Source organism: Alcaligenes sp., from assembly GCF_050255915.1.
GTDB classification, from domain to species: domain Bacteria; phylum Pseudomonadota; class Gammaproteobacteria; order Burkholderiales; family Burkholderiaceae_B; genus Alcaligenes; species Alcaligenes aquatilis.
In genome coordinates this window covers 1-26270 of record NZ_JBFWIQ010000018.1, presented here as the reverse complement: position 1 = coordinate 26270, position 26270 = coordinate 1, and the positions used below count along the sequence as shown (strand labels likewise).

Genomic DNA, 26270 nt, shown 5'->3' with positions numbered 1-26270 from the left:
CATCCAGATGGAAAATCATGTACGTCCTTTTTGAAGACAGCGGTAATTTCAAAGCAGAAAAAATCTTTTCTGACAGCGATACCACCATGCAGGTGGAATCCGCGTCTGGCAAACGCAGCAAAATCAAGAAAAACAGCGTTCTATTTACCTTCGAGCAGCCCGGCCCGGCAGAACTGCTGGAAAAAGCCCAGGCACTGGCCGAATCCCTGGATATCAACTTTTTGTGGGAATGCGCCCCTCAGGACGAATTTGAGGCCTCCACGCTGGCACAGGAGTATTTTGGCCACGCACCCAACGCTATCGAAAAGACCGGCACCCTCTTTGCCTTGCATAGTGCGCCCGCCTACTTCCACCGTCGTGGCAAGGGACTGTATCGCCCCGCCCCTCCGGAAATTTTGCAAGCTGCCCTGGCTGCCATTGAGAAAAAGCGCCTGCAGCAAGAGCAAATCCAGACCTGGGCCGAACAGATGATCAAGGGCGAACTGCCGCCTGAAATCGCTCAGAAGGCCAGCACCTTCCTGACCCAGCCAGACAAGAACACACTGGAATGGAAAGCCTTTGACCAGGCCCAGAAAGAATTGGGTGTCAGCACGGAAAAGCTGCTGCTATCGCTGGGTGCCTGGTCCAATCCGCTGACCTTGCATCAACATCGCTTTCTGGCCGCGCATTTCCCCAAAGGCACGGGCTTTCCCCATATTTCCCTACAAGACTGGGGACAGGATCTGCCCGAGGCCAATGTCACCGCTTATTCAGTGGACGACGCCAATACGATTGAAATTGACGATGCCCTGTCCGTCCAGCATCCAGAACCGGGGCGCCTGCGTGTCGGGGTTCACATCGCTGTGCCTTCACTGGCCATGACACGCGGCAACGAGATCGACCAAATTGCCCGCAATCGCATGGCTACGGTGTACACGCCAGGCCATAAGATTCCCATGCTGCCGCCCGAACTGATCGCGCGTTTCTCGCTGGATCAAGGCCAAACTCGCCCTACCCTTTCGCTGTATGTAGATGCGGATATCAGCACCGGCGAAATCCTGTCACATCAGACCCGTCTGGAACGCATTACTGTGGCGGGCAACTTGCGTCAGCATGAACTGGACCCACTGATCAGCGAAGCAGCCCTGGCCGACGAAAACGCCGAGCTGCCTTACGAACAATGGCTGCGCCCCCTGTGGAACTTCTCACGCCAATTATCGGCTCAGCGTGAAGCGGTAAGGGGTAAGCCAGAAAACAATAACCGGGTCGAGTACAGCTTCGAGCTGGATGGCCCGCACGACGATCCCAACTCCATCATTCGCCTGGTACCTCGTGTGCGCAATGCGCCGCTAAGCCTGTTGATTGCTGAATACATGATTCTGGCCAATCAGTTGTGGGGCGGCTTGCTGGCCGAGCACAATGTACCTGGCATCTATCGCTCCCAGCAGTTCATGCGTACCCGCATGTCCACCACGCCCGGCCCGCACGAATCCATTGGTGTGCCGCAATACATCTGGTCCACCTCGCCCCTGCGCCGTTATGTGGACCTGATCAACCAGGGCCAGATTCTGGCGGCTGCCGAGCACGGGATCTCTGCACGTCTGGCGGCCCCCTTTCAGCCCAAAGATGCGGATTTGTACGCCATCATTGGGGCCTTTGAATCGCAATACACCCAGTGGTCGGACTACCAGTCCTCTCTGGAGCGCTTCTGGTGCCTGCGCTGGCTGCAACAAAACGACATCAAACAGGTCCAGGCCAGCTTCATCAAGGAAGATCTGGTGCGCCTGACCAATGTGCCACTCGTGCTTCACGTACCTGGCCTGCCCACGCTGGAACGTGGCCAGGAAGTCACGCTGGATCTGTTGTCTTTCGACGAACTGGCTTTGACGGTAGAAGCCCGCTTGCGCTCGGTCGCCACGGCGGACTGACGACCATGGTCAAACCCGACCGCCGCCACGCGCCCAAAGATTATCTGTGGCTGGCGGTCGCCCTTTCAGCACTGATTCACCTTTTGCTGATCTTCTGGCCCAGCCGCCCTCCCTCACCAGCGCCGGCCAATCATCTGGATGTAGCACTGGTCAATTTCAGTACCGATTCGGTGCCCTTAAGCCCGCAACTCTTGGCGCAACTGAATCTGGATGGAGGTGGAGAGCATCAGCAAGGACAGGCCAGCACCCCTTTGCCACTGACGGATCCTAATCTACCCAATCAGTTGGTGCTGGAAGCCTTGCGTGCCCGCCAGCAAAGCCTGGAAGCTGAACAGCAGCGCCTGCTCGGTGAGCTGGAAAGCCGGGACAAAGCCCCGCCTTCCACACCCAACCCTGAATATATTGGAGCTTCCATTGAGCCCGGCCCGGACGACCATGATCTGGACCCGCACCTTCAAAATAGCCAGCTAGCTATTTTGCGCGAGCAAATCCGTGAACAGCAACGCCAACCACGCTATCACTATGTAGGCCCCAGCGCCAAAGCCAGCGAGCAGGCCCAGTATCTAGACCAGTGGCGTCAAAAAATTGAGCAAACCGGCACGCGTCACTACCCGAAACAGGATGGCAAACAGCTATACGGTCAGTTGCAAATGACGGTTTACATCCGACGCGATGGCAGCTTGCTGCGCGCCCAGATTACTGAACCCTCGGACCAGGCCGCCCTGAATCTGGCTGCACGACGTATTGTTGAGCTGGCCGCCCCCTTCGCCCCCCTACCTGAGCACGTGGCCCCCGGCGCGGATGTACTCGTCATTACCCGCAGTTGGAGCTTTACGCATGACAAATTCAGTATGCAAGGCGGGGGTACGCAGTAAGAGCGTATTGTCCACAGCAAGCCCAAGCACGAGCAGCCCCTAGGGTAAAATACCTGCTTTCAGCCTGAGTGCTGAGTCCTCACAACAAGACACGCATCGCCTAACCATGCCCGACACGACCCCCGCCAAGCGCTACGGCGTTATTGGCCACCCTATCGAGCACAGCCGCTCCCCACACATTCATACGCAGTTTGCCAGCCAATTCAACCTGGCCCTGAGCTACGAGCGTATCCTGGCGCCGCTGGATGGCTTTGCCGCCACCGTGGAGGAGTTTTTCAAGAACGGCAGCGGCCTGAACGTCACTCTGCCTTTCAAAGAGCAGGCCTATGATCTGGTCGGCCCACGTCTGAGCCGTCGGGCCCGCATGGCCGGAGCCGTCAATACCTTGTGGCTGGAAGATGGCCAACTACATGGATGCAATACCGATGGCGTGGGCCTGTGCTCGGACCTGCTGCGTATCGGCCACAAGCCGGAAGGCAAACGTATCTTGCTGATCGGTGCAGGGGGTGCTTCACGTGGGGTGGTGTTCCCTTTGCTGGAGGCCGGTTGCGAGATGCTGCACATCATCAATCGCACCAGTGCCAAAGCCTACGACATTCGTGAACAGGTCGTCGCGCTAGACCCGGATGCCTCCCGCCGCCTGAGCGCAGGCGGTCTGGATGACCATTGCGGCGACTGGGATATTGTGATCAATGCCACCTCGGCCAGCCTGAACCAAAATCTGCCCGAACTGCCCAACGCGCGTTACCGCAGCAATTCCCTGGCCTACGATATGTTCTACGCCAGTGAGCCCACCGCTTTCATGCGCGCCGCCGAGCAAGCCGGTGCCACACAGAGCATAGATGGCCTGGGCATGCTGGTCGGCCAAGCGGCCGCCAGCTTTCAAATCTGGCACGGTGTGAAGGCCGATGTCGAACCTGTACTGGCCAAGCTGCGCCAGGAAATCGGGCAAGTCTGACGTGCGTCGCCTACTGGTCCATCCCTGGAAACTGGCGGGCCTAGCCGCCTTGGCCGTGGCTGCCGGTGTCCTGATCTATCAGATCGCCCTGTTTGTAATGGTGCTCTGGTACAGCGTGATGCCACCACGCATGACAACCTTCATGGCGGCAGAACAGGGCCAGTTACGCAGCGCCAATGCAGACGCCGAACTGCACTACCAATGGGTCCCCTATGACCAGATCAGCGTCAATTTGAAACGTGCCGTAATTGCCTCCGAAGACTCAAACTTCCTGAACCACTCCGGTGTCGAATGGGATGCCATTCGTCAAGCATGGGAATACAACCGCCGCCAGTCAGAAAAAGGCTCTGCCCGCCGTCGCGGCGGCTCTACCATTTCCCAACAATTGGCCAAAAATCTGTTTCTGTCAGAGTCCCGAAGCTATTTGCGCAAAGGTCAGGAACTGATTTTGACCTATATGATTGAAACCGTCATGAGCAAGGAGCGTATCCTGGAGCTGTACCTGAACGTGGCTCAATGGGGAGAAGGTGTATTTGGTGCCCAGGCGGCAGCACGCCACTACTTCAAAGTCGATGCGGCCAAACTCAGTGCCATGCAATCGGCCCGTCTGGCAAGCATGTTGCCCAATCCGGCCTACTATGACAAAAACCGTAACAGCTCCTACTTACAATCGCGCACACGCACCATCAGTCAACGTATGCGACAAGTCGCTATTCCCTGACTGCAATCTGCATTTTTGTTAAGCTAGCCACGTCTTTCCTGGGCCCTATTTTCATGCGCACCGCTCGCCGCTATCTCGCTTCCGAAATCTATCGCTCCAGCGCTGTGGTGCTGATTGCCTTGCTTGGCCTGTTCAGCTTTTTTGCCCTGATCGAAGAGCTGGACAACGTAGGCTCCAAATTCACCCTGATGAATCTTTTTTACATCCAGGCCCTGGAGCTACCCACCCGTTTGTACGATCTGCTCCCCATCGGCCTGCTGATTGGTGCCACCCTGGCCCTGGCCAGCCTGGCACAACGCAATGAGCTCGTGATTTTGCGCGCCTCAGGCGTCAGCGGCCTGCATATGATGCTGATGCTCTGGACCATTACCTTGCCCTTGGTGGCCGGTGCTTTTGTCCTGTCCGAGTACGTCACCCCTATGGCCGAGATCAAATCCAGCGAGCAAGGCATGGCCTTACTGGGCCGCTCTGGTGGCGGGCGCCTGGACAGCGGCTACTGGTTCAAGGAAAGCAACGATAGTGGTGGGGTGCGCATCATCAATATTGCCAATCTGCAAGGCGATGGCAAAGTCAGCGATGTCAGCGTGTTTGACTTCTCGGACGGACAACGCCTGAGCTCAATGACACAAGCGCCAACGGGTCAATTCCACAAAAACCAGCTGGACTTGCAGGACGTGACCGAAACCTACGTCAGCGAACAATCCCACGAGGCCTTGGCCCAAGACAAGGCGCCGGACCAGCCTCTGGTTCGCATAGAAAAACGTCCAGACCTGTCACTGACCACCACACTGACACCTGATCGTCTGATTGCCCGAGTGGTCACACCCGAACGCATGTCCATTCTGGATTTGAAGGATTACATTGGCTATCTGGATGCGAACAAGCTGCAAACCAAACGCCAGGTTGTCGCCTTGTGGCGCAAAGTTGCCTACCCCTTCACCTTGCTGGTCATGATTACCATTGCCGCACCTATCGGCTTTATGCAGACCCGCCACGGCGGTGTAGGAACAAAAGTCTTTACAGGTATCTTGCTGGGCGTAGGCTTTTTCATGATCAACCAGTTGGCCTTGAACGTAGCCATGCTCAGTAACCTGGCGCCGTGGGTCACCGCACTGGTTCCAAACCTGATTGCCATGGCCATGGCCTTGAGTGCCCTTATCATGATGGAAAACCGGCACAATCGGCGTCGCCGAAACTCCAGTACGACTAACTAAATCATGTCCTTAGCTACTTCCCCTGCCATCTGGGCGATTGGTGATATTCAAGGCTGCTGCCGCCCCCTGGACAGCTTGCTCAGCCACCCTGATGTCGCAGCCGATAACCAGGCCAAGTTCTGGTTCGCAGGCGACCTGGTCAACCGTGGCCCGGACTCGCTCGGTGCGCTGCGCCTGATTCGCTCCCTGGGGGATCGCGCCGTCTGCGTGCTGGGTAACCACGACATCCACTGTCTGGCCGTAGCGGCCGGAGTGCGCAAATCCGGCAAACAAGACACCTTGCAGCCATTGCTGGCTGCCCCTGACGCAGTAGAACTGCTGGACTGGTTACGACACCAGCCGCTCGCCCACTACGAACATGGTCATTTGATGGTGCATGCTGGCGTGCATCCCGACTGGAGCCCACAACAAACGCTGGAATACGCCCACGAGCTGGAGGCACTGCTGCGTGCGGATGACTGGCAAGACAAAATTATCGAATTGTTCGGCAACAACCCGGATCGTTGGGATGCCGGACTGCAAGGCTATGACCGCCTGCGTGCCCTTGTCAGCACCCTAACGCGCATGCGTATGTGTGATGTGAATGGCCGCATGGACTTCAAGCACAAAGGGGCACCGGATGCCGAATCGGGTTTGCTGGCGTGGTTTGAATTGCCAAATCGCGCCTGTGCCCAGGTGCCTATTATTTTTGGTCATTGGTCTACGCTGGGCTTGCTGAACACGCCTACAGTGATCAGTCTGGATACCGGCTGCGTCTGGGGGCGTCAGCTTAGCGCTGTGCGTCTGCAAGACCGACACCTGGTTCAGATTCACTGCCCGGAAAGCAAAAAACCGGGCTGAGCCTCTCAGGCCTCGACGGTGACAGCTTCGGGACAAACGACGGCGCGAATCTGTTCACGGGCATTTTGTGCCGTTTGTGAGCGCCCCCACTCCGTACAGGACTGGGCTGGGATCAGGTCAAGAAAATGGCAATGCACCGACACCTTGCGGGCGCTTAGCAACACCCAGATGTTGGCTACCAGGGATTGCTCCCCCACAAAGGCAAAACGCTCACTGCGTTGCCCAGCTTGCTCAAACAACAAAGCCATCGGTTGAATATCGACATTCAAGGCAATGGCAGCCTCAAACAAACTGGCGTGGAAAGGCCGGACATCCATTCCTGTGGAAGTAGTGCCTTCAGGAAAAAGCCCTACAGCATCACCACGCTCAAAGCAGCTTGCCATTTGCTGGCTGACAACCTGAATGGCACGACGCTGACCACGCTCGATAAACACGGTCCCTGCACCGGCAACCAGCCAGCCGATGACAGGCCAGCGTCGAATATCGCTTTTGGCAATAAAAGACGTGCAGCGCACGCTATTGATGACGAAGATATCCAGCCAGGACACATGGTTGGATACGTACAGTACAGCGCGATCCTGAACCGCCTGACCATGCGCAATAACACGCACCCCGCAGATACACATCAAAAGGCGCGACATGCGCAGCACCATGACGCGACGTCCACCTGGACGCAATACCGGAAAAAGCAGACCGACGCTTAACAAGCCGACCACGACCCACACAATCAGAACGACAGCGCGCCAACTAAAACGAAATAAACTAATCAAAAGGCTGCAACCTTATAGAGGGCTCAGGCCGATGGCAGGCTGTCCAGATATCGCTGCAGGATCACGCAAGCTGCCATGGCATCATCATCGTCATTATTGCCCAGCAATTCTTGAGCCTCCATGCTGGAGCCCCGCTCATCGACCAGGTCTACTACAACACCGTAGCGACCGTGCAGTTGGTTGGCAAAACGCCGACACCGCAGCGAAGCATACTGCTCGCCGCCATCCAGGGTCAAAGGCAAACCTACCACGACGCGATCGGGCTGCCACTCCTTGAGCAAAGCCTCGATAGCCGCAAAGCGCTGTTCCCGTGTAACGGGCCGCAAAATCGTATAAGGACGGGCCTGGCGCGTCAAGGTATTGCCCAGCGCCACGCCAATTTTTTTCAAGCCATAGTCAAAGGCCAGCAAGGTTTGCGCCGAGCTGACCATTGACGGTGTTTCATGTTCAGGCATGGCCCGCAGCACCTGTCAGGGTAAAAGGACTGATTCCCAGCAAAGCCAGGGCGCGATCGTAGCGCTCACCAACCGGAGTAGAAAACAAGATTTCATGGGTAGCCTTGATGCTCAGCCAGGCATTGTCGGCCATCTCGCTTTCCAGCTGACCGGCGCCCCAACCGGCATAGCCCAGCGTGACCAGCATATGCACCGGTCCCTGGCCTTGAGCCACATCCTGCAGCACATCGCGGGAGGTTGTCAGGGTCAGATCACCCACCCCCAGGCTGGAGGTATAGGTTTTGTCGGAGTCATGGAGAACAAAGCCGCGATCCGTTTGCACGGGCCCACCGAAGTAGACCGAAGTCCCGGCCAGATCAGCCCGGTTTTCCACGTCCACTTCAATGCGCGACAACAATTCAACCAGGCTAAGATCCGTTGGTCGATTAATGACCAGGCCCAAAGCACCTTGTTCATTATGTTCACAGACATAAATCACCGTGTCGGCCAAGCTGCCCGATACCACACCGGGCATGGCAAGTAACAGGTGGTGCGTTAGGTCAGCGCTTTCTTGGATTAGCGGGGACTGGCTAGTGGCACTCATACACACCTCCCGTCAAAACAAACCACCTTGGAACTTGAGATGATCACACTTGGATCATTTCGAAGTCTTCCTTACGAGCGCCGCATTCGGGACAGACCCAGTTCGGAGGGACATCTTCCCAGAGTGTGCCCGGTGCAATGCCTTCCTCAGGCAAACCAGCTTCTTCATCATAAATCCAGCCGCAAATCAGGCACATCCACGTACGCATAGTATTCCTACTGTATTTGTAAACATAGTCCGATCCGCGTGCAAATCGGGGCAATCCATTAAAATGGGGTTCATATTACTAAATTACTCAACCTGTGACATCCAGAGCCTTGCTGGCCCTGCAGGTGTATCCAAGACAAGATGGCTGCTGAAATCAAAAATTCAAGTCCTGCCCTGGCGCTCGTGCTGGCTCCTTATGACCCAAGCGGTGGCGCCCACCTGCCTGCCGATGCCATTAATGGCGCCCATCTGGGCTGCCATATCGTCAGCGTGCCCACTGCCTTGCTGGTACGCGATAGTGCCCAGCAAGAAAACATCCAAACTCTGGCCGAAGACATTGCCGACGATCAGGCACGCTGCTTGCTGGAAGACATGAACATTCAGGCCATCAAGTGTGGCCCCGTCTACAGCCCGGAAATCGCCAGCATGGTGGCCGAGCTTTGTTCCGACTATCCCGAGCTGCCTTTGGTGCTGCATCTGAGCGCCATGCCCACCGGACTGGACGAGCAGGATGCGGACGACGCTCTTGATGCCAGTTTACGCCTGCTCCTGCCTCTGAGCTCCTTATTATTGATCGACCACCCAAGCCTGGAGCGCTGGCAAGCCGACGAGCTACTGGGCGATACCCCGGACGCTGTAGAAACCCTGCTGAACAACGGTGCCAATGCTGTGCTGGTGACAGGCGTGCCAGGGGCTGCCGGGCAATGGCACACACGGTTCCAGGGACATCATGGCCGTCTGGACTACAGCATGCCGCTTGATGGCGGCCTGCGTCAGCAGGACATAGACAGTTTGCTGGCTACCGCCTGCCTGAGCTTTCTGGCTCAAGGTCACGAGCTGGATAACGCGGTAGAATCAGCCTTGCTGCATCTACAGGCACGCGCCACCGACACCTTCCAGCCCGGTATGGGCCACCGCCTGTTCAACCCTGTTACCCCCCAAAATGACTAACGCCGCCACCCTGCGCTTTCCTGCCGGTCTCTACGGCATTACTCCCGAATGGGACGACACTGCCCGCTTGCTGAACGCCGTACGTGCTGCTCACGAAGGGGGTTTGCAGGTGCTGCAATTTCGTCGCAAGAATGGCCCGGAACCAATCCGCCAACAACAGCTCAAAGAGTTGATCAAGTTATGCCTGTCTTTGGATCTGCCGCTATTGGTGAACGATCACTGGAGCTGGGCGCAAGAGTTTGACGTGCAAGGCGCACACCTGGGCAAAAGCGATGGCGAGCTGACCCAGGCCCGTCAGGCACTGGGGCCGCAAGCCCTGCTGGGACGCTCCTGCTACAACAGTCTGGATCTGGCTCGCCAGGCCTTGGCGGACGATGCAGACTACATTGCCTTTGGGGCCATGTACCCGTCCAGCATCAAACCCGAAGCACCACCGGCTGAACTGAACACCTTGCGACAAGCTCGACTGCTTTGCCAAGAACAAGAACACGAGGGACGGCGTGCTGCCATTGTTGCGATTGGCGGCATCACACCCGAGAAAATGCCCGAACTGCTGCAAGCAGGGGTCGATAGCGTTGCCGTTATCAGCAGCCTGTTTGAGACCAGCGATATACGCGCCACGGCGCAACGCTTTACCGACTACTTTCACGCCCAGGACTGATCGCCTTTCGTGCGCTGATTTATCTAGCCTGGCCTTGACCTTTTCACATCTGGATTTTTGCCTCATGTCCCGTAACTCCGAACTTTTTGAACGTGCCTGCAAAGTCATCCCCGGCGGCGTCAACTCGCCCGTCCGTGCCTTCGGTTCCGTGGGCGGTACACCTTGCTTTGTCGAGCGCGCCCAAGGCCCTTACATCTGGGATGCAGACGGCCAGCAATACACAGACTACGTCGGTTCCTGGGGCCCGGCCATTTTGGGCCACTCCGATCCGGACGTCATCAAGGCCGTACAAGAAGCAGCCGTTCATGGCCTGTCCTACGGCGCGCCTACCGAAGGCGAAGTCGTTCTGGCTGAAACCCTGACCCAAATGCTGCCATCCATCGAGCAAGTGCGTTTGGTCAGCTCCGGCACCGAAGCCACCATGAGCGCCATCCGCCTGGCACGTGGCTTTACCGGCCGCAATACCATCATCAAATTTGAAGGCTGCTACCACGGCCATGCTGACAGTCTGCTGGTCAAAGCCGGTTCCGGCCTGCTGACCTTTGGCAATCCCACCTCCGCAGGTGTACCGGCCGAATTCGTAGCCCACACCCTGGTACTGGACTACAACAATCTGGATGCCGTACGCGACGCCTTCAAACAAAAGGGCGACGAAATCGCCTGCATTATCGTTGAGCCCTTTGCCGGCAATATGAACCTGGTTCGCCCAGCCCCCGGTTTCCTGGAAGGTTTACGCGAGCTGTGTACCGAATACGGCGCCGTGCTGATTTTTGACGAAGTCATGACCGGCTTCCGTGTTGGCCCCCAAGGCGTGCAAGGCCTGACCGGCATTCGCCCCGACCTGACCACATTGGCCAAGGTGATTGGCGGCGGCATGCCCGTCGGTGCGTTCGGTGGCCGCCGCGATATCATGCAATGCGTGGCTCCTGTCGGTGGTGTTTACCAGGCAGGCACACTGTCCGGTAACCCTGTCGCTGTGGCTGCGGGTCTGGCCACCTTGAAGAAACTGGCTCAACCCGGCTTCTACGACACCCTGACCGCCAATACGGCCAACTTGATTCAGGGCCTGAAAGCCGCGGCGCAAGAAGCCGGTGTCCCCTTCACCGCCGACCACCAGGGCGGCCTGTTCGGTATCTACTTCAGCGAGAACGTCCCCACTTCCCTGGCCGAAGTCTCCGCAGGCGACATCGAACGCTTCAAGCAGTTCTTCCACGCCATGCTGGATAAGGGTGTGTACTTTGCACCGTCAGCCTTTGAAGCCGGTTTTGTGTCGGTACAGCACACCTCCGACATTACCGACGCAACCGTGCAAGCGGCCCGCGAGGTTTTTGCCAACTTTAAAAACTAAACGCGCCGGACACAAAAAAGCGGGCCTAAGCCCGCTTTTTTATTGTCTGATGAGTCAGCCCTGTGCCATCTGACGCAGCACAAAGCGCTGCAGCTTGCCAGTTTCGGTACGTGGCAAAGACGCCACGAACTCGATGGCACGCGGGTATTTGTAAGGCGCGGCATTCTCCTTCACAAAATCCTGCAGCTTTTTCTTGAGCTCGTCGCTACCGGTAAAGCCGGGTTTAAGCACAATAAAAGCCTGCACAATCTGGCCCCGCTCTTCATCGGCGGCGCCCACCACGCCACACTCGGCAACAGCCTCGTGCTTGAGCAAGGTGCCTTCCACCTCTGGGCCGGCAATGTTGTAGCCCGAGGAAACAATCATGTCGTCGTTACGGGCCTGGTAATACAGGTAGCCGTCCTCGTCCATCTTGAAGGTGTCGCCAGGGAAGTTCCAGCCACCCTGAACAAATTGCTTCTGGCGTTCGTCGTTCAAATACTTGCAGCCCGTTGGGCCTTTCACTGCCAAACGACCCACCGTACCAACGGGCACCGGATTCAGATCATCGTCCAAAATCGTGGCGACATAACCGGGTACCACTTGGCCAATCGCACCGGCACGTACTTTTTCTGGTGGGCTGGATACATACACGTGAATCATTTCCGTGCCACCAATGCCGTCCGTCATCTCGATGCCGCTGGCCTGCTTCCAAAGCTGACGTGTGGCGTCCGGCAAGGCCTCACCTGCCGACACGGTGGCACGCAAGCTGGCCAAGGAGTACCGATCCACCAAACCGGCCATCTGACGATAGAAGGTGGGCGCAGTAAAGCTCATGGTCACCTTGAAGCGATCAATCATGCCCAGCAGATCCGAAGGCGTCAGACGCTCCAGCAATACCGTGGATGCCCCCGCACGCAACGGGAAGCACAACAAACCACCCAAGCCAAAGGTAAAGGCCAAAGGAGGGGTACCGCAAACCACATCATCAGGCGTTAACCGCAACACATGACGCGAGAAGGTATCGCACATGGCCAGTACATCGCGGTGAAAATGCATACAACCTTTAGGCTGTCCGGTCGTGCCACTGGTGAAGGCGATCAGGCAAACATCATCGGCCGCCGTATCGCAGGCTGTGAAGTCCTCGGGTTTGCCAGCCAGCAGGGCTTCCAAACCCTGAGCGCTTTCATCGTTAAAGCACAGCAGTTGCTTGAGAGCCGGCGTATAAGAGTCATGCGCGCAATCCATGCAGTGTTCCAACTCTTCACGCAGGCGCTCGTCACATAAGGCAGCATGGATTTCGGCCTTGCCCAGAATCGTCTTTAGCTCCACGGCACGCAACAAAGGCATGGTGGGAACAGTCACCAAACCGGCCTTGATGCTGGCCAACCAGCAAGCGGCCATCATGGGGTTATTGGGGCCTCGCAGTAAAACCCGGTTCCCGGGCACCAACTTCATGTCCTCAACCAGAACATGAGCGATACGGTTGGTCAGCACATCCAGCTGCTTGTAGGTCAGGCTGCGATTCTCATCGCCCTGTGCCCACTGTAAAGCCACGCGATCACCATGCCCCGCTGCTACCTGCTCACCCAACAGCGCCACGGCGCAATTGAGACGAGCGGGATAATCCACATCCGGATTTCCTTCCAGCAACATCTCTGGCCACCACTCGATGGGTGGCAGATTGTCGCGTGCAAAGGTATCAAGGTGCGCTGAACGTTCCATCCTTATCTCCTGCGTAGATTACGCCCCACTCAGGCGTAGACCCTGTGCCATCCAAGGCGCCAGCCAAATTGGCAAGGTCTATATTGTTTAGTTCTAAAGTATATTAGCAAAAAAAACGCCTCAATATCCGCAAACCCAACTACGGGTTATCCGCAGTAGCGCGTCATTACTCGTCGTTTTCAGATGGCACCCCAGACTAGCTTGAAAATCCGTAAAGCCTTGCCCGCACATCGTAAAATTTAATAAAAAATTTCAAGATATAAGAAATAAATCAATCCGTAGCCTGATAATTTTTCAATTAAGAAAAATCACCCCAAGCATTATTCCCAAAACCCAAAAAAACATCGTAAATAGCAGAAAAATGATTAAGCAAACGGACGATACAGAAGCAAATGCCTTATACTTCAACTAAATAATCACTTGCAGTCAGACAGCTTAGCGCATCGAACCAAAGTAAAAGCACGGTCTACAGCGTAATCAAAGCTACGGTTACAAAAGTAAATAGCAGACAAGAGTTTGCATTTTTTTACTCAATGCTTTGTCACCCTTGCCAGTGCTTTCTATCAAGTTGATTAATTTAAGCTTAAAAACGAATTTACTTTGATCTGTCGCAATGTCAAACTTCGAACCAGCCCCTAAGATACCTTCCAAGCTAACCCAGCTTGCTCATGGCTGCGGTCTGCGTCCTTCAAAGCTAAATATTTTGGACATGCACCATTAAGGCAAGCTATCTATGATCATGAACGATATCCCCGCTTCCGCCGTCGCCGATGCCGCTCCCGACTTGGAAAGCCGTGCCCACAGCGACGACCACTTCGACACCCGACTGTGGTTGCGCTTGATGGCTTGCACCAATCTGGTTGAGGGCGAAATTCGCAGCCGTCTGCGTACCGAACACACCACCACCCTGCCCCGTTTTGACTTGATGGCGCAATTGCAACGTCAGCCCGCCGGCATGAAAATGAGCGAGCTGTCCCGCCACCTGATGGTCACCAACGGCAATATCACCGGCATTACGGACCAGTTGGAAAAAGAAGGCCTGGTCGAGCGCATCAAGGTGCTCACCGATCGTCGCAGCTCCCTGATCCGCCTGACACCCAAGGGCAAGCGCCAGTTCAAGAAAATGGCTGCCTCCCACGAACAGTGGTTGCAGGAGATGTTTGCCAACCTTTCGGAAAAGGCACGGGTCAACCTGTTTGAAGCCCTGGGCGAACTCAAACTGATCACTCGTAACAACGTCGCCATGGCGGCTCGCGAAAGCTAACAACGCCGCGCGACCAAAGCTATGCTCAGGCGGCTCAAAGCAAGTATCATGATTGCTTTGAGCCGCCTTTAACATTGTTTTTCGGATCGCGTCATGGCCGTCAATCTGTTCATCCCCTCTGAATCTGATATTCACCCCGTTGCCGGTGTCAAAATCGGTATTGCCGAAGCCGGTATTCGCAAGGCCAACCGACGCGACCTGACCGTGTTTGAATTGGCCCCCGGCACCAGCGTAGCCGGTGTGTTCACCACCAACCGTTTCCGCGCCGCGCCGGTGCAAGTGTGCGAAGCGCACTTGGCTACTCACGATGGCATCCGCGCCCTGGTTATCAATACCGGCAATGCCAACGCCGGCACAGGTCAGCTTGGCCTGGAAAAAGCCCAGCAAACGTGTACAGCAACCGCAAGCCTGCTAAACATCCTGCCCCAGCAAGTGCTGCCTTTCTCTACCGGCGTGATTCTGGAACCGCTGCCTATGGATCGCCTGTTGGGCGCTCTGCCCGCAGCGGTCAGCGATCTGTCCGACAACAACTGGTTCAATGCTGCTCACAGCATCATGACCACCGACACGCAACCCAAAATCGTGTCTCGTCAAATCCAGCTATCGGGTAAAACGGTGACCTTGACCGGTATCAGCAAAGGCGCGGGCATGATTCGCCCCAATATGGCCACCATGCTGGGTTACCTGGCTACTGACGCCTGTATCGCTCCCGAACTGCTGCGTGATATGTGCCGTCTGGCGGCAGATCGCTCCTTCAACCGCATTACGGTTGATGGCGACACCTCCACCAATGACTCTTTCATCATCATGGCAACCGGCCAAAGCGGTGTCACGGTGGAATCGATTGCAGACCCGAACTACAACACCTTGCTGGACGCCCTGGTCGACGCCTCTCGCGAACTGGCCCAGAAAATCGTGCGGGACGCTGAAGGTGCCACCAAGTTCATGACCATTCAGGTTGATGACGCCGGTTCCAGCGAAGAAGCCCTGAAAGTGGCTTACGCGATCGCCCATTCGCCGTTGGTCAAGACCGCATTCTTTGCCTCCGACCCTAACCTGGGCCGTATTCTGTGCGCCATCGGCTACGCAGGCATTAGCGATCTGGACGTCAACAAGCTGCGTCTGTGGCTGGGTGATGTGCTGGTCGCCGTGAACGGCGGTCGCAATCCGGACTACCAGGAAGAGGACGGCCAGCGCGTCATGCAGGAAGCCGAGATTCTGGTGCGTGTGTCCCTGGGTCGTGGTCAACACAGCGAAACGGTCTACACCTGCGACTTCTCGCACGAGTACGTCACCATCAACGCTGACTACCGCTCGTAATAAAAAAACCGTCTCCACCCAATGGGTGGAGACGGTTTTGCAGTTCAGACAGGCCCGCCTCTTTGCGGGCCTGTTCTATTTCTTGCCCATGCCCTTGACCAGCGAGAGCACCGCAAGAATCAAGAACACAACAAATAGTATTTTGGCAATGGACGCGGCACCAGCGGCAATACCGCCAAAGCCCAACACAGCGGCCACAATAGCAACAATAAAAAAGATGACGGCGTAGTAAAGCATACGATTCTCCTCATTATCAGTATGTACAGGATCATGGCTTTGTCTGGCGGGCCGTTTTTTACGGCTCAAGAAACAAGCATCAGACAAAAAACTGCTCCCGCCTCACTAACGGTCATACTTGTCGTAGAAATCCTTTACTTCGCGCTCTGCCTCTTCGCGGGTACGACCATAGCGCTCTTGCACCAAACCAGCCAACTGAGTGGCATCGCCCTTGATTTTGGCCCAATCATCATCGGTGATCTCACCCCAGACGCTGCGAGCCTTACCCGCCAATTGTTTCCATTTGCCTTCGATCGTGTCCTTATTCATACGTTTCCCCTAGTCAGGTTCGAAAAATAAATGACTTACGCTTCTGTGAACGCAACATCTCTACCGTAACGGAAGGACGGCAAAACAAAGGCCACAGATTGAGGGGAAATGTAACAAGTTAGCGCTTCTGCCCTGATCGGGGGAATCTCCCGCTCTGACCTGCCTTACACAGTCTGCGTCCTTGCCCAACCCTCTACAGCCTAGGGGAGACGAAAGGATTGGATGCAAAATACTGACAGGAGAAGGCCCAAGCCATTGACAGCAAAGCCTTTTTACTCTATTATTTTTTGCTTGGCATTTTGCGTGTCAAGATTTTTTTATGTTAGATGGCATTACAGCGGGCTGTTATTTGTTATTGGCCTTTTAAGCGATGCCTGTTTGACTCTTTAAGGGATTCCCTATGTACGCGGTTATAAAAACCGGCGGTAAGCAATATCGCATTACTGCTGGCCAAAAACTCAAAATAGAACAGATACCGGCAGACATTGGGCAAGAAATTTCGCTTGACCAGGTTCTGTCCGTCGGCGAAGGTGAAGCACTGCAAATCGGTGCTCCTTTCGTTGCTGGTGCTGTGGTCAAGGCTACCGTTCTTGCGCAAGGCCGTCACGACAAAATCAAGATCTTCAAAATGCGCCGTCGCAAGCACTACCGCAAAACGCAAGGCCATCGTCAAAACTACACCGAAATCCGCATCGAAGCGATCAACGCCTAAGTTATTGCTAGAAGCGAATTTGGTATTTTCTTCATCTAGGAGCTAAAGAAATGGCACAGAAGAAAGGCGGCGGCTCTACGCGGAACGGCCGTGACTCACAGGCCAAACGTCTGGGCGTTAAAGTCTACGGCGGTCAGGTAATTTCGGCTGGCGGCATCATTGTTCGTCAGCGCGGCACTCAGTTTCACCCCGGCGTGAACGTGGGCATTGGTAAAGACCACACCCTGTTCTCCCTGGTCGATGGCAAAGTCAAATTTTCCGTCACTGGTGCTCTGAACAAGCGTACCGTTTCGGTCGTTGCTGGCGAATAAGCCACCCGATCCAAGCGTACTCGCTGCGAAAAAGCCCTGCCGCCCTAGGCAGGGCTTTTTTTATGCATGGCCCCTGTGCCATCCTGAAAACCCGCCCACCCGGCTTAGCCAGTCTCCCTACGGCCACAGCAAGAGATTAAAAATCGGCCACTATCACGGCACATACCGGCAGCTAAGCCAATCTCCTATACACTAAGCAATTGGGGTTTTTGTTTAAAATGGTCTGCTCCCAGACCAGCAGCAAATACTGTTCTGCGGCCCCTGGACCTATACAGCACTCATCACCATGAAATTCGTAGACGAAGCGACCATTGAAGTGGTCGCAGGCAAAGGTGGAAACGGCGCTGCCAGTTTCCGCCGAGAAAAATTTATTGAAAAAGGTGGCCCCAATGGCGGCGACGGCGGACGCGGTGGCAGCATTTATGCCCAGGCCGATCGCAACGTCAACACCTTGATCGACTACCGCTACGCCCGCCTGCACCGCGCTCGCAACGGCGAAAATGGCCGTGGCTCCGACCAGTACGGCGCGGGTGGTGAGGACATCACCCTGCGTGTGCCGGTAGGCACCATGATTTTTGACGCGGAAACCGGCGAGCAGCTGTTTGACATGAAGCGCCATGGCGAGAAAATCACCCTGGCCCAAGGCGGCGCCGGTGGTTTGGGTAACCTGCACTTCAAATCCAGTGTGAACCGTGCCCCACGTCAATTTACTTATGGCAAGGAAGGCGAGCATCGGAAGCTGCGCCTGGAACTGAAGGTACTGGCTGATGTCGGTCTGCTGGGCATGCCCAATGCCGGTAAATCCACGCTGATCACCCGCATTTCCAACGCCAAGCCTCGCATTGCGGACTATCCCTTTACCACCTTGCATCCTAACCTGGGTGTGGTGCGTTCGTCCGAAGCACACAGCTTTGTGGTTGCCGATATTCCTGGCCTGATCGAAGGTGCCTCTGAAGGTGCTGGCCTGGGCCACTTGTTCTTGCGTCACCTGACTCGCACCCGTATTTTGCTGCATCTTCTGGACGTATCCAGCCTGGATCCGGACGAGGATATTGTGGCCAAAGTAGCTGCGGAAGCCCGTGCCATTGTTGAAGAACTGCGTCTGTACAGCGAGGAGTTGTACGCCAAGCCACGCTGGCTGGTGCTGAACAAGCTGGACATGGTGTCTGATCCTGAAGACCTGAAAGCCCGCCTGCTCAAAGAGCTGAAATGGGAAGGCCCGGTATTCGGCATCTCCGCTCTAACCGGTGTGGGCACGCAAGATCTGGTGTATCAGCTGCAATCCTGGTTGGACGAAGAAAGCCGCAAAGAGCATATCGAGCAAGATATTGCCGACGGCACCCATATTTACGACGAGAGGTTTGCCCCAGACTGATCGTGCTACATAGGTCCCGGGCTTATAGACTCCAGGACCGAACCCCAAAATGCCCGGAAGACGCGGTTAAACCAGCCGCCCTACTCCTGGCATTTTCTCTATTTACACGCCAAGCGATGGATTTCTGAACTCGTCATGCAGCACTCTTCTCATTCTGAATCGGCCGTTGCACAATCGCGCCGATTGGTTATTAAAGTAGGTTCGTCCCTGGTCACCAACGAGGGCAAAGGGATTGACCTGGATGCCGTAGAGCAATGGGCTACCCAGATTGCTCAACTGCATGCCCAAGGCAAGCAATTGGTGCTGGTCTCCAGCGGTGCCATTGCCGAAGGCATGGCCCGCCTGGGCTGGCCGCGTCGACCGAAGGCCATGAATGAGTTGCAGGCAGCGGCCGCCGTAGGCCAGATGGGCTTGATTCAAGCCTATGAGGTGGCTTTTGCTCGCCACGGTGTACGCACCGCCCAGATTTTGTTGACCCATGAAGACCTGGCAGACCGCCATCGCTACCTGAACGCACGCGGCACTATCAACACCTTGTTGGATCTGGGGGTGGTACCCATCGTGAACGAGAACGACACGGTGGTCACGGATGAAATCCGTGTGGGCGATAACGATACTCTGGGCGCTCTGGTCACTAATCTGATCGAAGCCGAAACACTGATTATTCTGACCGATCAAGCTGGCCTGTATAGCGCCGACCCGCGCAGCAATCCCGATGCGCAATTCATCTCGCTGGGACAAGCGGGCGATCCGACGCTGGAAGCCATGGCAGGCGGCTCGGGCAGCAATATCGGCACCGGCGGCATGATCACCAAGATTCTGGCCGCCAAGCGCGCCGCACAAAGCGGTGGCCACACCATCATTGCCTCGGGTCGGGAACAACAAGTCCTGTCGCGTCTGGCACAAGGTGAGCGCATAGGCACAGAGTTACGTGCCACCCTGCCTGTACGTTCGGCCCGTCAACGTTGGCTGGTCGACCAACTACGTGTGCGTGGTCGCGTGTCGCTGGACGAAGGCGCAGTACGTGCCCTGGTAGACGGCCACAAGAGCCTGCTGCCCGTAGGTGTCACCCATGTCGAGGGCGAATTCGACCGTGGCGATGTCGTTGCCTGCGTGGACAAACACGGTGTGGAGTACGCCCGTGGCTTGGTCAATTACTCCTCGGACGACACCCGCCGCATCATGGGCCAGCCTAGCCACCTGATCAATGAATTGCTGGGTAGCGAACACGATACGGAGCTGATCCACCGCAACAATATGGTGTTCCCGCGCAGTGGGCCAGATCAGGACTAAGCCTTGACCCCTGCCCTGCCCGCCTGTTGAAATAGACGGATAAAACGTATCGAATTGCGACGGTCCGTGCGAACTGTCCGCGCCTGATCGCAACACTTCCCCTTTCGGGCGATGCGCCCAAGGAACCGTATGAAGATCCTCGTGTTAGGTGCTGGCGTAGAAGGCGTAACCAGCGCTTATTATCTTGCCCGCCAAGGACACAGCGTAACGGTCATTGACCGCATGGCTGGGCCCGCTCTGGAAACCAGTTTTGCCAATGCTGGTCAACTCTCCTTTGGCTATGCCTGCCCCTGGGCCGCGCCGGGTATCCCACGCAAGGCCATCAAGTGGATGTTCGACGAGCACCCTGCCCTGACGATTCGCCCCGATGGCACACTGGCACAAATCAAATGGCTGCTGGCCATGTGGCGCAACTGCACGGCAGACCGCTACGCCACCAATAAAGAACGCATGGTGCGTCTAGCTGAATACAGTCGCCATTGCATGGCCGAGTTGCGCGCCCAGACCGATATTCAGTTCGAGCACCGCTCCCAAGGCACCTTGCAGGTTTTCCGTACGCAAAAGCAACTGGATGGCATTGCTGCCGACATCGAGGTGCTGAAAGAAGCCGGTGTCCCTTACGAACTGCTGTCAGCGTCTGAGCTGCACACGATTGAACCGGCGCTGCGGCATGTAGAGCACAAATTGAGCGGCGGCCTGCGTTTCCCTGAAGATGAAACCGGCGACTGCCAGATGTTCACCCGCCGTCTTAGCGAATTGGCTGAGCAGGAAGGCGTGGAGTTTCGCTGGAATCAGAATATTCAGCGTATTCACAGCAATGGCACAGAGATCAGCGGCGTGCAAAGCTCCGACGGCTTGCTGACCGCCGATGCCTATGTGGTAGCCCTGGGCTCCTGGTCTACGGGTCTGATGAAAGACCTGCAAGCCATTCCGGTCTACCCATTGAAGGGCTACTCCATTACCGCCACGATTGCGGACGCCTCCCGTGCGCCCCAATCCACCCTGCTGGATGAAAGCTACAAGATCGCCCTGACACGCTTTGACAATCGTATTCGTGTGGGTGGCATGGCCGAGGTGGTGGGTTTTAACAAGCGCCTGAATCCACGCCGTGAACAGACTTTGCTGATGGTCTTGAATGACCTGTTCCCCGGCAGCTACCAAAGCGATGCGGACCTGCACTTCTGGACCGGCCTGCGTCCCAAGACACCGGACAGCACCCCGATCGTCGGTCGTAGCCGTTACTCCAACCTATTCCTGAACACCGGCCACGGCACACTGGGATGGACCTTGGCTACCGGCAGTGCGCAATTGCTGGCTGATCTGATCAGCAACAAAGAGCCTGCAATCCGTGCTGACGACTTGTCGGTGCAGCGTTACTACTAAGCCCCTGCTCTAGAGCATCAACAAAGGCTTTGCCAGGTTTAACCGGCAAAGCCTTTTTCAACTCCCCTGCCCTAATGGCGCGCCGGTTCGGCCAGCAACTGGCAATTGGCCGCAAACATATAGCCCCAGTTATGGATAGAGCGTATCGGTAAAGCCGTCCCACCCTGGCTGAATTTGCGCCGCATACGGCTGACCAACACACCCAGGCGATTGATATGCAAGGCGCCAGGCGGATTGCTGATGACATCTGTTTTACTGGCAACAGCCCGCATCAGCTCGTAATGGCTAGCCCGGCGATCCTCCTCTCGCAGCAAACGGACCATAAAGGCACGCTCCGTGCTGGTGAGACTAAATGACATGCCAACCGGTGATATCAAGGTCCAGCCTTCCTGATCCAGCACCCACTCCTGAATCAAGGAGGGTTCAGGAATAATGGGCATCTGCATCAAACGCCGTTGCAGACTCTGCAAACTGGCCGCCAGCAACTCCAAAGACGCATCCTTGGGACAAAACTGATCGCCGCCACTGTGCAAGGCTTGCAACATGGCCGAGTCCGTGGCGTCGGACTGCATCAAGATCCCGACTTGCGGACACAGCATCCGTAAGCGCACGGCTGCAGAGCAAATCTCTGCCAAAGTGCCTCCCAGCCAGGCAATACATAGTGAACCGGCATGACGCCCGCGCGTTTGAGCCAACTGCAATAAAGCCGTTACATCCGGACAAAAAATTAGACGATAACCACGTTCAGCCAGTGCCTGAATTTTTTGTTCTAGTAAATTCCGATCAGGGATAGCCGTGGCCAGGTAGAGCACAACAGGACCGCCAGCAATTTCATTTGCAACCGACATAGTTGAAACCTTAACTATAATGACATCTGATGACTATGTCGGACAGTATAAATCACGACTGTGATTTTTTATCAAAACCATCGTGCTGGAAGTTACATCAACAATCTGTTGTGTGAAACATTTCTCCGAACGCCTTCGCCATGCACGTCAATACCGCGGTCTTTCTCAGGCGGATTTGGCACGTCTATGCGGATTGACTCAAAGCGCCATCTCCAACTACGAAAACGGTACTCGTCGAGATGCCCGCGAAATACTGGAGCTGTCCAGAGCCTTGAATGTCAGCGCTGTATGGCTGCGCAAAGGTGTCGGCAAGATGGAGTTCTTGGACGACAGATATACCTTGTCCGAACCTCAGGAAGGCGCTCCGATTGTCTCCTGGCCGTTCCGTCTGTTCTCCGTCGATGAGGTGGTTGCGCTAGCCGATAGCGAACGGGATTTGCTCGATCGCACTTTGCGTCATTTGCTGGACGGCATGAAAAAGCGTTAGACATTACTCGTTTCTGCACCCTACCTGCTGTCGCCAAGCGTCGCACTCTACTCAGTGGCTGGTAGTACACACGGCGTGATACCAGACTGCGCCCACACCTATCCTAACCTTCTCTTTGCCTAGCGAAGCAGATTGGGCCGGATCGTTTTATCACATACGGGGTTTTTCTTGAAAACCATCGTGCAGGGCGTTCCATGAACAATCTGTAGTGTGAAACACTTCTCTGATCGCCTCCGTCACGCCCGCCTGCAACGCGGCTTTTCCCAAGCCGAACTGGCCCGCCTGTGTAACCTTAGCCAAAGCGCCATCTCCAATTATGAGAGTGGCACGCGGCGTGACGCGCGCGAGATTCTGGATCTGGCCAAAGCCCTGAACATCAGCGCCCAATGGCTCAAGAACGGGCTGGGCAATATGGAGTTGAGCACAAGCCATGCGGCCACCTTGCAAGACTCCGGCGAAGGCCCGCCCATTGTGACCTGGCCCTTCAACCGCTTTTCCGTGGACGAGATTGTGGCTTTACCCCCCAAAGAGCGTGACCATCTGGATCAAACCATCCGTCACCTGCTCAACGGCATGAAAAGAAAATAAGCCTTATACGTCCACAAGCAGCTCTAAAGTACCTATACTTGTCGGCACGCAGGGGTACTCGCCATTTGGCGGGTTGAGATAAACCCTCGTACCAGTACGGATAATGCCGATGCTGGGAGCGTGTGCCACAGGTGCAATGCCTGCACGGCACTTCTTCCTATATCGGCTCCACCATTTCCTTGGAGCTGCAATGACAAGCAAAACCCCTTCTTTTACGGCCACTGCGGCCAGCGTAGACCCGGCTGCGATCCAGCCCTTACCCAACTCCCGAAAGACCTATCAAACCGGCTCACGGCCTGATCTGCGTGTGCCTTTTCGGGAAATCTCTCTGGCTGATACGCCCAGCCACTTTGGCGCCGAGCCAAACCCTCCCTTAAGCGTTTATGACACCAGCGGTCCTTACACAGACCCCTCGGTACAGATCGATATTCGCAAAGGTCTGCCTGCACTGCGCCAAGCCTGGATTAGCGAGCGCAATGACACCGAGTTGATGGCAGGACTCAATAGCCAGTACGGTCAGGCCCGCCAGGCTGATCCGGAGCTGGACACCTTGCGCTTTGAACTGAAGCGTCAACCCCGGCGCAGTACTTCGGGTGCCAATGTCACGCAAATGCATTACGCACGGCGCGGCATCATCACCCCTGAAATGGAGTTTGTGGCGATTCGGGAAAATCTGCGGCGCGAGCAATACATTGAAAGTTTGCGCGCCAGTGGCCCACAAGGTGAAGAGATGGCCCGCCGCCTGACCAAGGTACACCCCGGTCAGGGCTTCGGAGCCAGCTTGCCCACCACGGTAACACCCGAGTTTGTGCGCGATGAGATTGCGCGTGGCCGAGCCATTTTGCCCGCCAATATCAACCACCCGGAAACCGAACCCATGATTATTGGCCGCAATTTCCTGGTGAAGATCAACGCCAATATCGGTAACTCGGCCCTAGGCTCCACCATTGGCGAAGAGGTCGAGAAAATGACCTGGGCGATTCGCTGGGGTGCAGACACCATCATGGATTTGTCCACGGGCAAGAATATCCATGAGACGCGCGAATGGATTATTCGCAACTCACCCGTTCCGGTGGGCACCGTGCCTATTTACCAGGCACTGGAAAAGGTCGGCGGCATTGCCGAGGATCTGACCTGGGATATTTTCCGCGACACCCTGATTGAGCAAGCCGAGCAAGGTGTGGATTATTTCACCATTCACGCTGGTGTGCGTTTACCCTTCATTCCCATGACAGCCAGTCGCATGACAGGCATTGTGTCGCGTGGTGGTTCCATCATGGCGAAGTGGTGTCTGGCGCATCACCGCGAAAGCTTCCTGTACGAGCATTTCGAGGACATCTGCGAGATCATGAAGCAGTACGACGTGGCTTTCTCACTGGGTGACGGCTTGCGCCCCGGTTCGGGCTATGACGCCAATGATCAGGCGCAATTCGCGGAACTGCGTACCTTGGGCGAGTTGACTCAGGTTGCGTGGAAGCACGATGTTCAGGTCATGATTGAAGGCCCAGGTCATGTGCCTTTGCATCTGATTCCAGAGAACATGCAGTTGCAGCTGGAGCACTGTCATGAGGCCCCCTTCTATACCTTGGGGCCTTTGGCAACCGACATTGCACCGGGCTACGATCACATCACTTCCGGTTTGGGCGCGGCGATGATTGCCTGGCAAGGCACGGCGATGTTGTGCTATGTGACGCCCAAGGAGCATCTGGGCTTGCCAAACAAGAAAGACGTGAAGGACGGCATCATCACGTACAAGATCGCGGCACATGCCGCGGACTTGGCCAAGGGGCATCCTTCGGCGGCATTCCGGGACAATGCCTTGTCCAAGGCGCGCTTTGAATTCCGTTGGGATGATCAGTTCAATCTGGGGCTGGACCCGGATACCGCGCGTGAGTTCCACGACGAGACTTTGCCTAAAGACTCGATGAAAGTGGCACACTTCTGCTCCATGTGTGGGCCCAAGTTCTGCAGCATGAAGATCTCGCAGGATGTACGTGACTATGCCAAGGCTAACGGCCTAGATGAGCAGTCCGCTGTGGATCAGGGGATGAAGGAGATGTCAGTACAGTTCGTTCAGCAGGGCAGCAAGCTGTATCAGGAGGCTTGAAGCTTTATTGAAGACAGGCCTGGTGTGAACATGATCGTTGTTTGATCAGGCCTTGATGGGTTAAAGCCCTGGGTGGATTTTTTCTGCCTGGGGCTTTTTTTGCGGGGTTCGTTGCTTCATTTATTGCTTCATTTGTAGGAACGCGAAGCTTGTCAGGCAAAAGAGATCGTTGCAGAAGACGCCAATTGAGCCTAGCTTCAGGGTGTCCGGCCTGAGAGTTTGCCGGTGCTGCGCACCGGTGCCCTTGTCGGAAGATAGCTACGGGCGCATCCTGAACTCACCGGGTACTTGGTCCCCCGGACCAAGTACAAGCGTCCGGCTCAAACAGCAGGATGCTTGCACCCCTACGCTATCTCCCGCCTGCGGCAAACCCTCTAAACCGACCGGACACCCTGAAGCTAGGCTCAACTGGCTCACAATCGTTTTTTTCTGGACAGTTCAAACCGCATGCTTGGATGGCGTATGACACTTTCCTGGCCTGCGTCGAATCTATGACATCTCACCTCAGACCTCTTGCTCTTATCTCTTACCTCCTTACCTCAGACCTCAGACCTCAGACCTCAGACCTCAGACCTCAGACCCAGATCCTAGATCCCAGATCCCAGATCCCAGATCCTCAATGCATGATTACGTGAATAGCCACGGTATAAGCCCTTGGGGGCGGTGGGGACCCGGAGGGGCGATTCAGAGTACTTGCCGCAGGCGGGGGCATCATCCGGGATGCAAGCACTCTGCTGTTTGAGCGGGACGATTGTGGTTCGTCCGGGGGACGAACCACCCCGCGAGTTCAGAGTGCGCCCGGATGAGAACCTCGACAAGGGGACCGGTGCGCAGCACCGGCA

At 56.0% G+C, this 26270-nt stretch carries 27 protein-coding genes; 19 read left to right on the top strand and 8 right to left on the bottom strand.

The genetic code is table 11. The features are described from left to right. Positions 1–17 precede the first annotated feature (17 nt). The 6 genes from AB7E06_RS17880 (at position 18) to AB7E06_RS17855 (ending at position 6515) form a co-directional block, all read left to right on the top strand. Entirely contained in the window at positions 18–1907 is a 1890-nt protein-coding gene (locus tag AB7E06_RS17880) for a ribonuclease catalytic domain-containing protein (protein WP_094197739.1), read from the top strand. 5 nt (positions 1908–1912) lie between these two features. After that, a complete protein-coding gene (locus AB7E06_RS17875) occupies positions 1913–2782 on the top strand; it encodes an energy transducer TonB (RefSeq protein ID WP_094197740.1) in 870 nt (289 codons plus the stop codon). Positions 2783–2888: 106 nt separating this feature from the next. Next, on the top strand, positions 2889–3740 hold the full coding sequence (gene aroE, locus AB7E06_RS17870) for a shikimate dehydrogenase (RefSeq protein WP_094197741.1): 852 nt from the start codon (positions 2889–2891) through the stop codon (positions 3738–3740). Next, positions 3691–4461, top strand: coding sequence for a monofunctional biosynthetic peptidoglycan transglycosylase (mtgA, locus tag AB7E06_RS17865; protein WP_420534748.1), 771 nt, complete (start codon positions 3691–3693; stop codon positions 4459–4461). Before aroE ends, mtgA begins: the two co-directional genes overlap by 50 nt. A gap of 53 nt (positions 4462–4514) precedes the next feature. Further along, a complete protein-coding gene (lptG, locus tag AB7E06_RS17860) occupies positions 4515–5675 on the top strand; it encodes an LPS export ABC transporter permease LptG (RefSeq protein ID WP_094197743.1) in 1161 nt (386 codons plus the stop codon). Between the two features lie 3 nt (positions 5676–5678). After that, complete coding sequence (locus AB7E06_RS17855) at positions 5679–6515, top strand: symmetrical bis(5'-nucleosyl)-tetraphosphatase (protein WP_094197744.1); 837 nt, start codon at positions 5679–5681, stop codon at positions 6513–6515. A gap of 5 nt (positions 6516–6520) precedes the next feature. Here AB7E06_RS17855 and AB7E06_RS17850 read toward each other — a convergent pair whose 3' ends face one another. The 4 genes from AB7E06_RS17850 to AB7E06_RS17835 form a co-directional block, all read right to left on the bottom strand. After that, on the bottom strand, positions 6521–7285 hold the full coding sequence (locus AB7E06_RS17850) for a lysophospholipid acyltransferase family protein (RefSeq protein ID WP_094197745.1): 765 nt from the start codon (positions 7283–7285) through the stop codon (positions 6521–6523). Between the two features lie 23 nt (positions 7286–7308). Further along, a complete protein-coding gene (gene ruvX, locus AB7E06_RS17845) occupies positions 7309–7716 on the bottom strand; it encodes a Holliday junction resolvase RuvX (protein ID WP_094197746.1) in 408 nt (135 codons plus the stop codon). Between the two features lie 16 nt (positions 7717–7732). Further along, entirely contained in the window at positions 7733–8254 is a 522-nt protein-coding gene (locus tag AB7E06_RS17840) for a YqgE/AlgH family protein (protein WP_376914154.1), read from the bottom strand. 112 nt (positions 8255–8366) lie between these two features. Then, complete coding sequence (locus AB7E06_RS17835) at positions 8367–8531, bottom strand: rubredoxin (RefSeq protein ID WP_009460582.1); 165 nt, start codon at positions 8529–8531, stop codon at positions 8367–8369. A 140-nt stretch (positions 8532–8671) separates the two neighbouring features. On the opposite strand from AB7E06_RS17835, the gene thiD reads away from it, so the two are divergent. The 3 genes from thiD to hemL all read left to right on the top strand — a co-directional run bounded on the left by thiD (position 8672) and on the right by hemL (position 11490). Further along, positions 8672–9481, top strand: a complete 810-nt coding sequence (gene thiD / locus AB7E06_RS17830) for a bifunctional hydroxymethylpyrimidine kinase/phosphomethylpyrimidine kinase (protein ID WP_108728542.1) — start codon at positions 8672–8674, stop codon at positions 9479–9481. Further along, positions 9474–10142, top strand: coding sequence for a thiamine phosphate synthase (thiE, locus tag AB7E06_RS17825; protein ID WP_321268739.1), 669 nt, complete (start codon positions 9474–9476; stop codon positions 10140–10142). Before thiD ends, thiE begins: the two co-directional genes overlap by 8 nt. Positions 10143–10206: 64 nt before the next feature. Next, entirely contained in the window at positions 10207–11490 is a 1284-nt protein-coding gene (hemL, locus tag AB7E06_RS17820) for a glutamate-1-semialdehyde 2,1-aminomutase (protein ID WP_094197750.1), read from the top strand. Positions 11491–11544: 54 nt separating this feature from the next. On the opposite strand, the gene AB7E06_RS17815 is transcribed toward hemL, so the two are convergent. Beyond that, positions 11545–13194 (bottom strand): AMP-binding protein, encoded by a 1650-nt coding sequence (locus AB7E06_RS17815; RefSeq protein ID WP_376914151.1) that lies wholly within the window; start codon positions 13192–13194, stop codon positions 11545–11547. A 733-nt stretch (positions 13195–13927) separates the two neighbouring features. Here AB7E06_RS17815 and AB7E06_RS17810 point away from each other — a divergent pair. Next, positions 13928–14458, top strand: a complete 531-nt coding sequence (locus AB7E06_RS17810) for a MarR family winged helix-turn-helix transcriptional regulator (RefSeq protein ID WP_009460574.1) — start codon at positions 13928–13930, stop codon at positions 14456–14458. 93 nt (positions 14459–14551) lie between these two features. Continuing rightward, a complete protein-coding gene (gene argJ, locus AB7E06_RS17805; RefSeq protein WP_121739613.1) occupies positions 14552–15778 on the top strand; it encodes a bifunctional glutamate N-acetyltransferase/amino-acid acetyltransferase ArgJ in 1227 nt (408 codons plus the stop codon). 75 nt (positions 15779–15853) lie between these two features. Here argJ and AB7E06_RS17800 read toward each other — a convergent pair whose 3' ends face one another. Both AB7E06_RS17800 and AB7E06_RS17795 read right to left on the bottom strand, forming a co-directional pair. Continuing rightward, positions 15854–16015: a DUF1328 domain-containing protein gene (locus tag AB7E06_RS17800; protein ID WP_009460570.1), complete on the bottom strand. Its 162-nt coding sequence runs from the start codon at positions 16013–16015 to the stop codon at positions 15854–15856. A 105-nt stretch (positions 16016–16120) separates the two neighbouring features. Next, on the bottom strand, positions 16121–16324 hold the full coding sequence (locus AB7E06_RS17795) for a CsbD family protein (protein WP_094197753.1): 204 nt from the start codon (positions 16322–16324) through the stop codon (positions 16121–16123). 400 nt (positions 16325–16724) lie between these two features. Between AB7E06_RS17795 and rplU the strand changes: the two genes are divergently transcribed. The 5 genes from rplU (at position 16725) to AB7E06_RS17770 (ending at position 21398) form a co-directional block, all read left to right on the top strand. Beyond that, the gene (gene rplU, locus AB7E06_RS17790) at positions 16725–17036 is read left to right on the top strand and encodes a 50S ribosomal protein L21 (protein ID WP_003801901.1); all 312 of its coding nucleotides are present in this window, start codon (positions 16725–16727) and stop codon (positions 17034–17036) included. A 50-nt stretch (positions 17037–17086) separates the two neighbouring features. Beyond that, a complete protein-coding gene (gene rpmA, locus AB7E06_RS17785) occupies positions 17087–17347 on the top strand; it encodes a 50S ribosomal protein L27 (RefSeq protein ID WP_094197754.1) in 261 nt (86 codons plus the stop codon). 286 nt (positions 17348–17633) lie between these two features. Beyond that, positions 17634–18722: a GTPase ObgE gene (gene obgE / locus AB7E06_RS17780; protein ID WP_094197755.1), complete on the top strand. Its 1089-nt coding sequence runs from the start codon at positions 17634–17636 to the stop codon at positions 18720–18722. A 135-nt stretch (positions 18723–18857) separates the two neighbouring features. Beyond that, entirely contained in the window at positions 18858–20015 is a 1158-nt protein-coding gene (gene proB / locus AB7E06_RS17775; RefSeq protein ID WP_094197756.1) for a glutamate 5-kinase, read from the top strand. A gap of 129 nt (positions 20016–20144) precedes the next feature. Further along, positions 20145–21398, top strand: coding sequence for a D-amino acid dehydrogenase (locus tag AB7E06_RS17770; protein WP_427957926.1), 1254 nt, complete (start codon positions 20145–20147; stop codon positions 21396–21398). A 71-nt stretch (positions 21399–21469) separates the two neighbouring features. Here the strand turns inward: AB7E06_RS17770 and AB7E06_RS17765 are convergent, their stop codons facing one another. Continuing rightward, positions 21470–22246: a response regulator transcription factor gene (locus tag AB7E06_RS17765; protein ID WP_108728537.1), complete on the bottom strand. Its 777-nt coding sequence runs from the start codon at positions 22244–22246 to the stop codon at positions 21470–21472. 112 nt (positions 22247–22358) lie between these two features. Between AB7E06_RS17765 and AB7E06_RS17760 the strand changes: the two genes are divergently transcribed. From AB7E06_RS17760 to thiC, 3 genes are all read left to right on the top strand, one after another. After that, the gene (locus AB7E06_RS17760) at positions 22359–22733 is read left to right on the top strand and encodes a helix-turn-helix domain-containing protein (protein WP_094197759.1); all 375 of its coding nucleotides are present in this window, start codon (positions 22359–22361) and stop codon (positions 22731–22733) included. Between the two features lie 210 nt (positions 22734–22943). Continuing rightward, complete coding sequence (locus tag AB7E06_RS17755) at positions 22944–23321, top strand: helix-turn-helix domain-containing protein (RefSeq protein WP_094197760.1); 378 nt, start codon at positions 22944–22946, stop codon at positions 23319–23321. A 190-nt stretch (positions 23322–23511) separates the two neighbouring features. Then, positions 23512–25428 (top strand): phosphomethylpyrimidine synthase ThiC, encoded by a 1917-nt coding sequence (gene thiC, locus AB7E06_RS17750; protein ID WP_108728535.1) that lies wholly within the window; start codon positions 23512–23514, stop codon positions 25426–25428. Positions 25429–26270 lie beyond the last annotated feature (842 nt).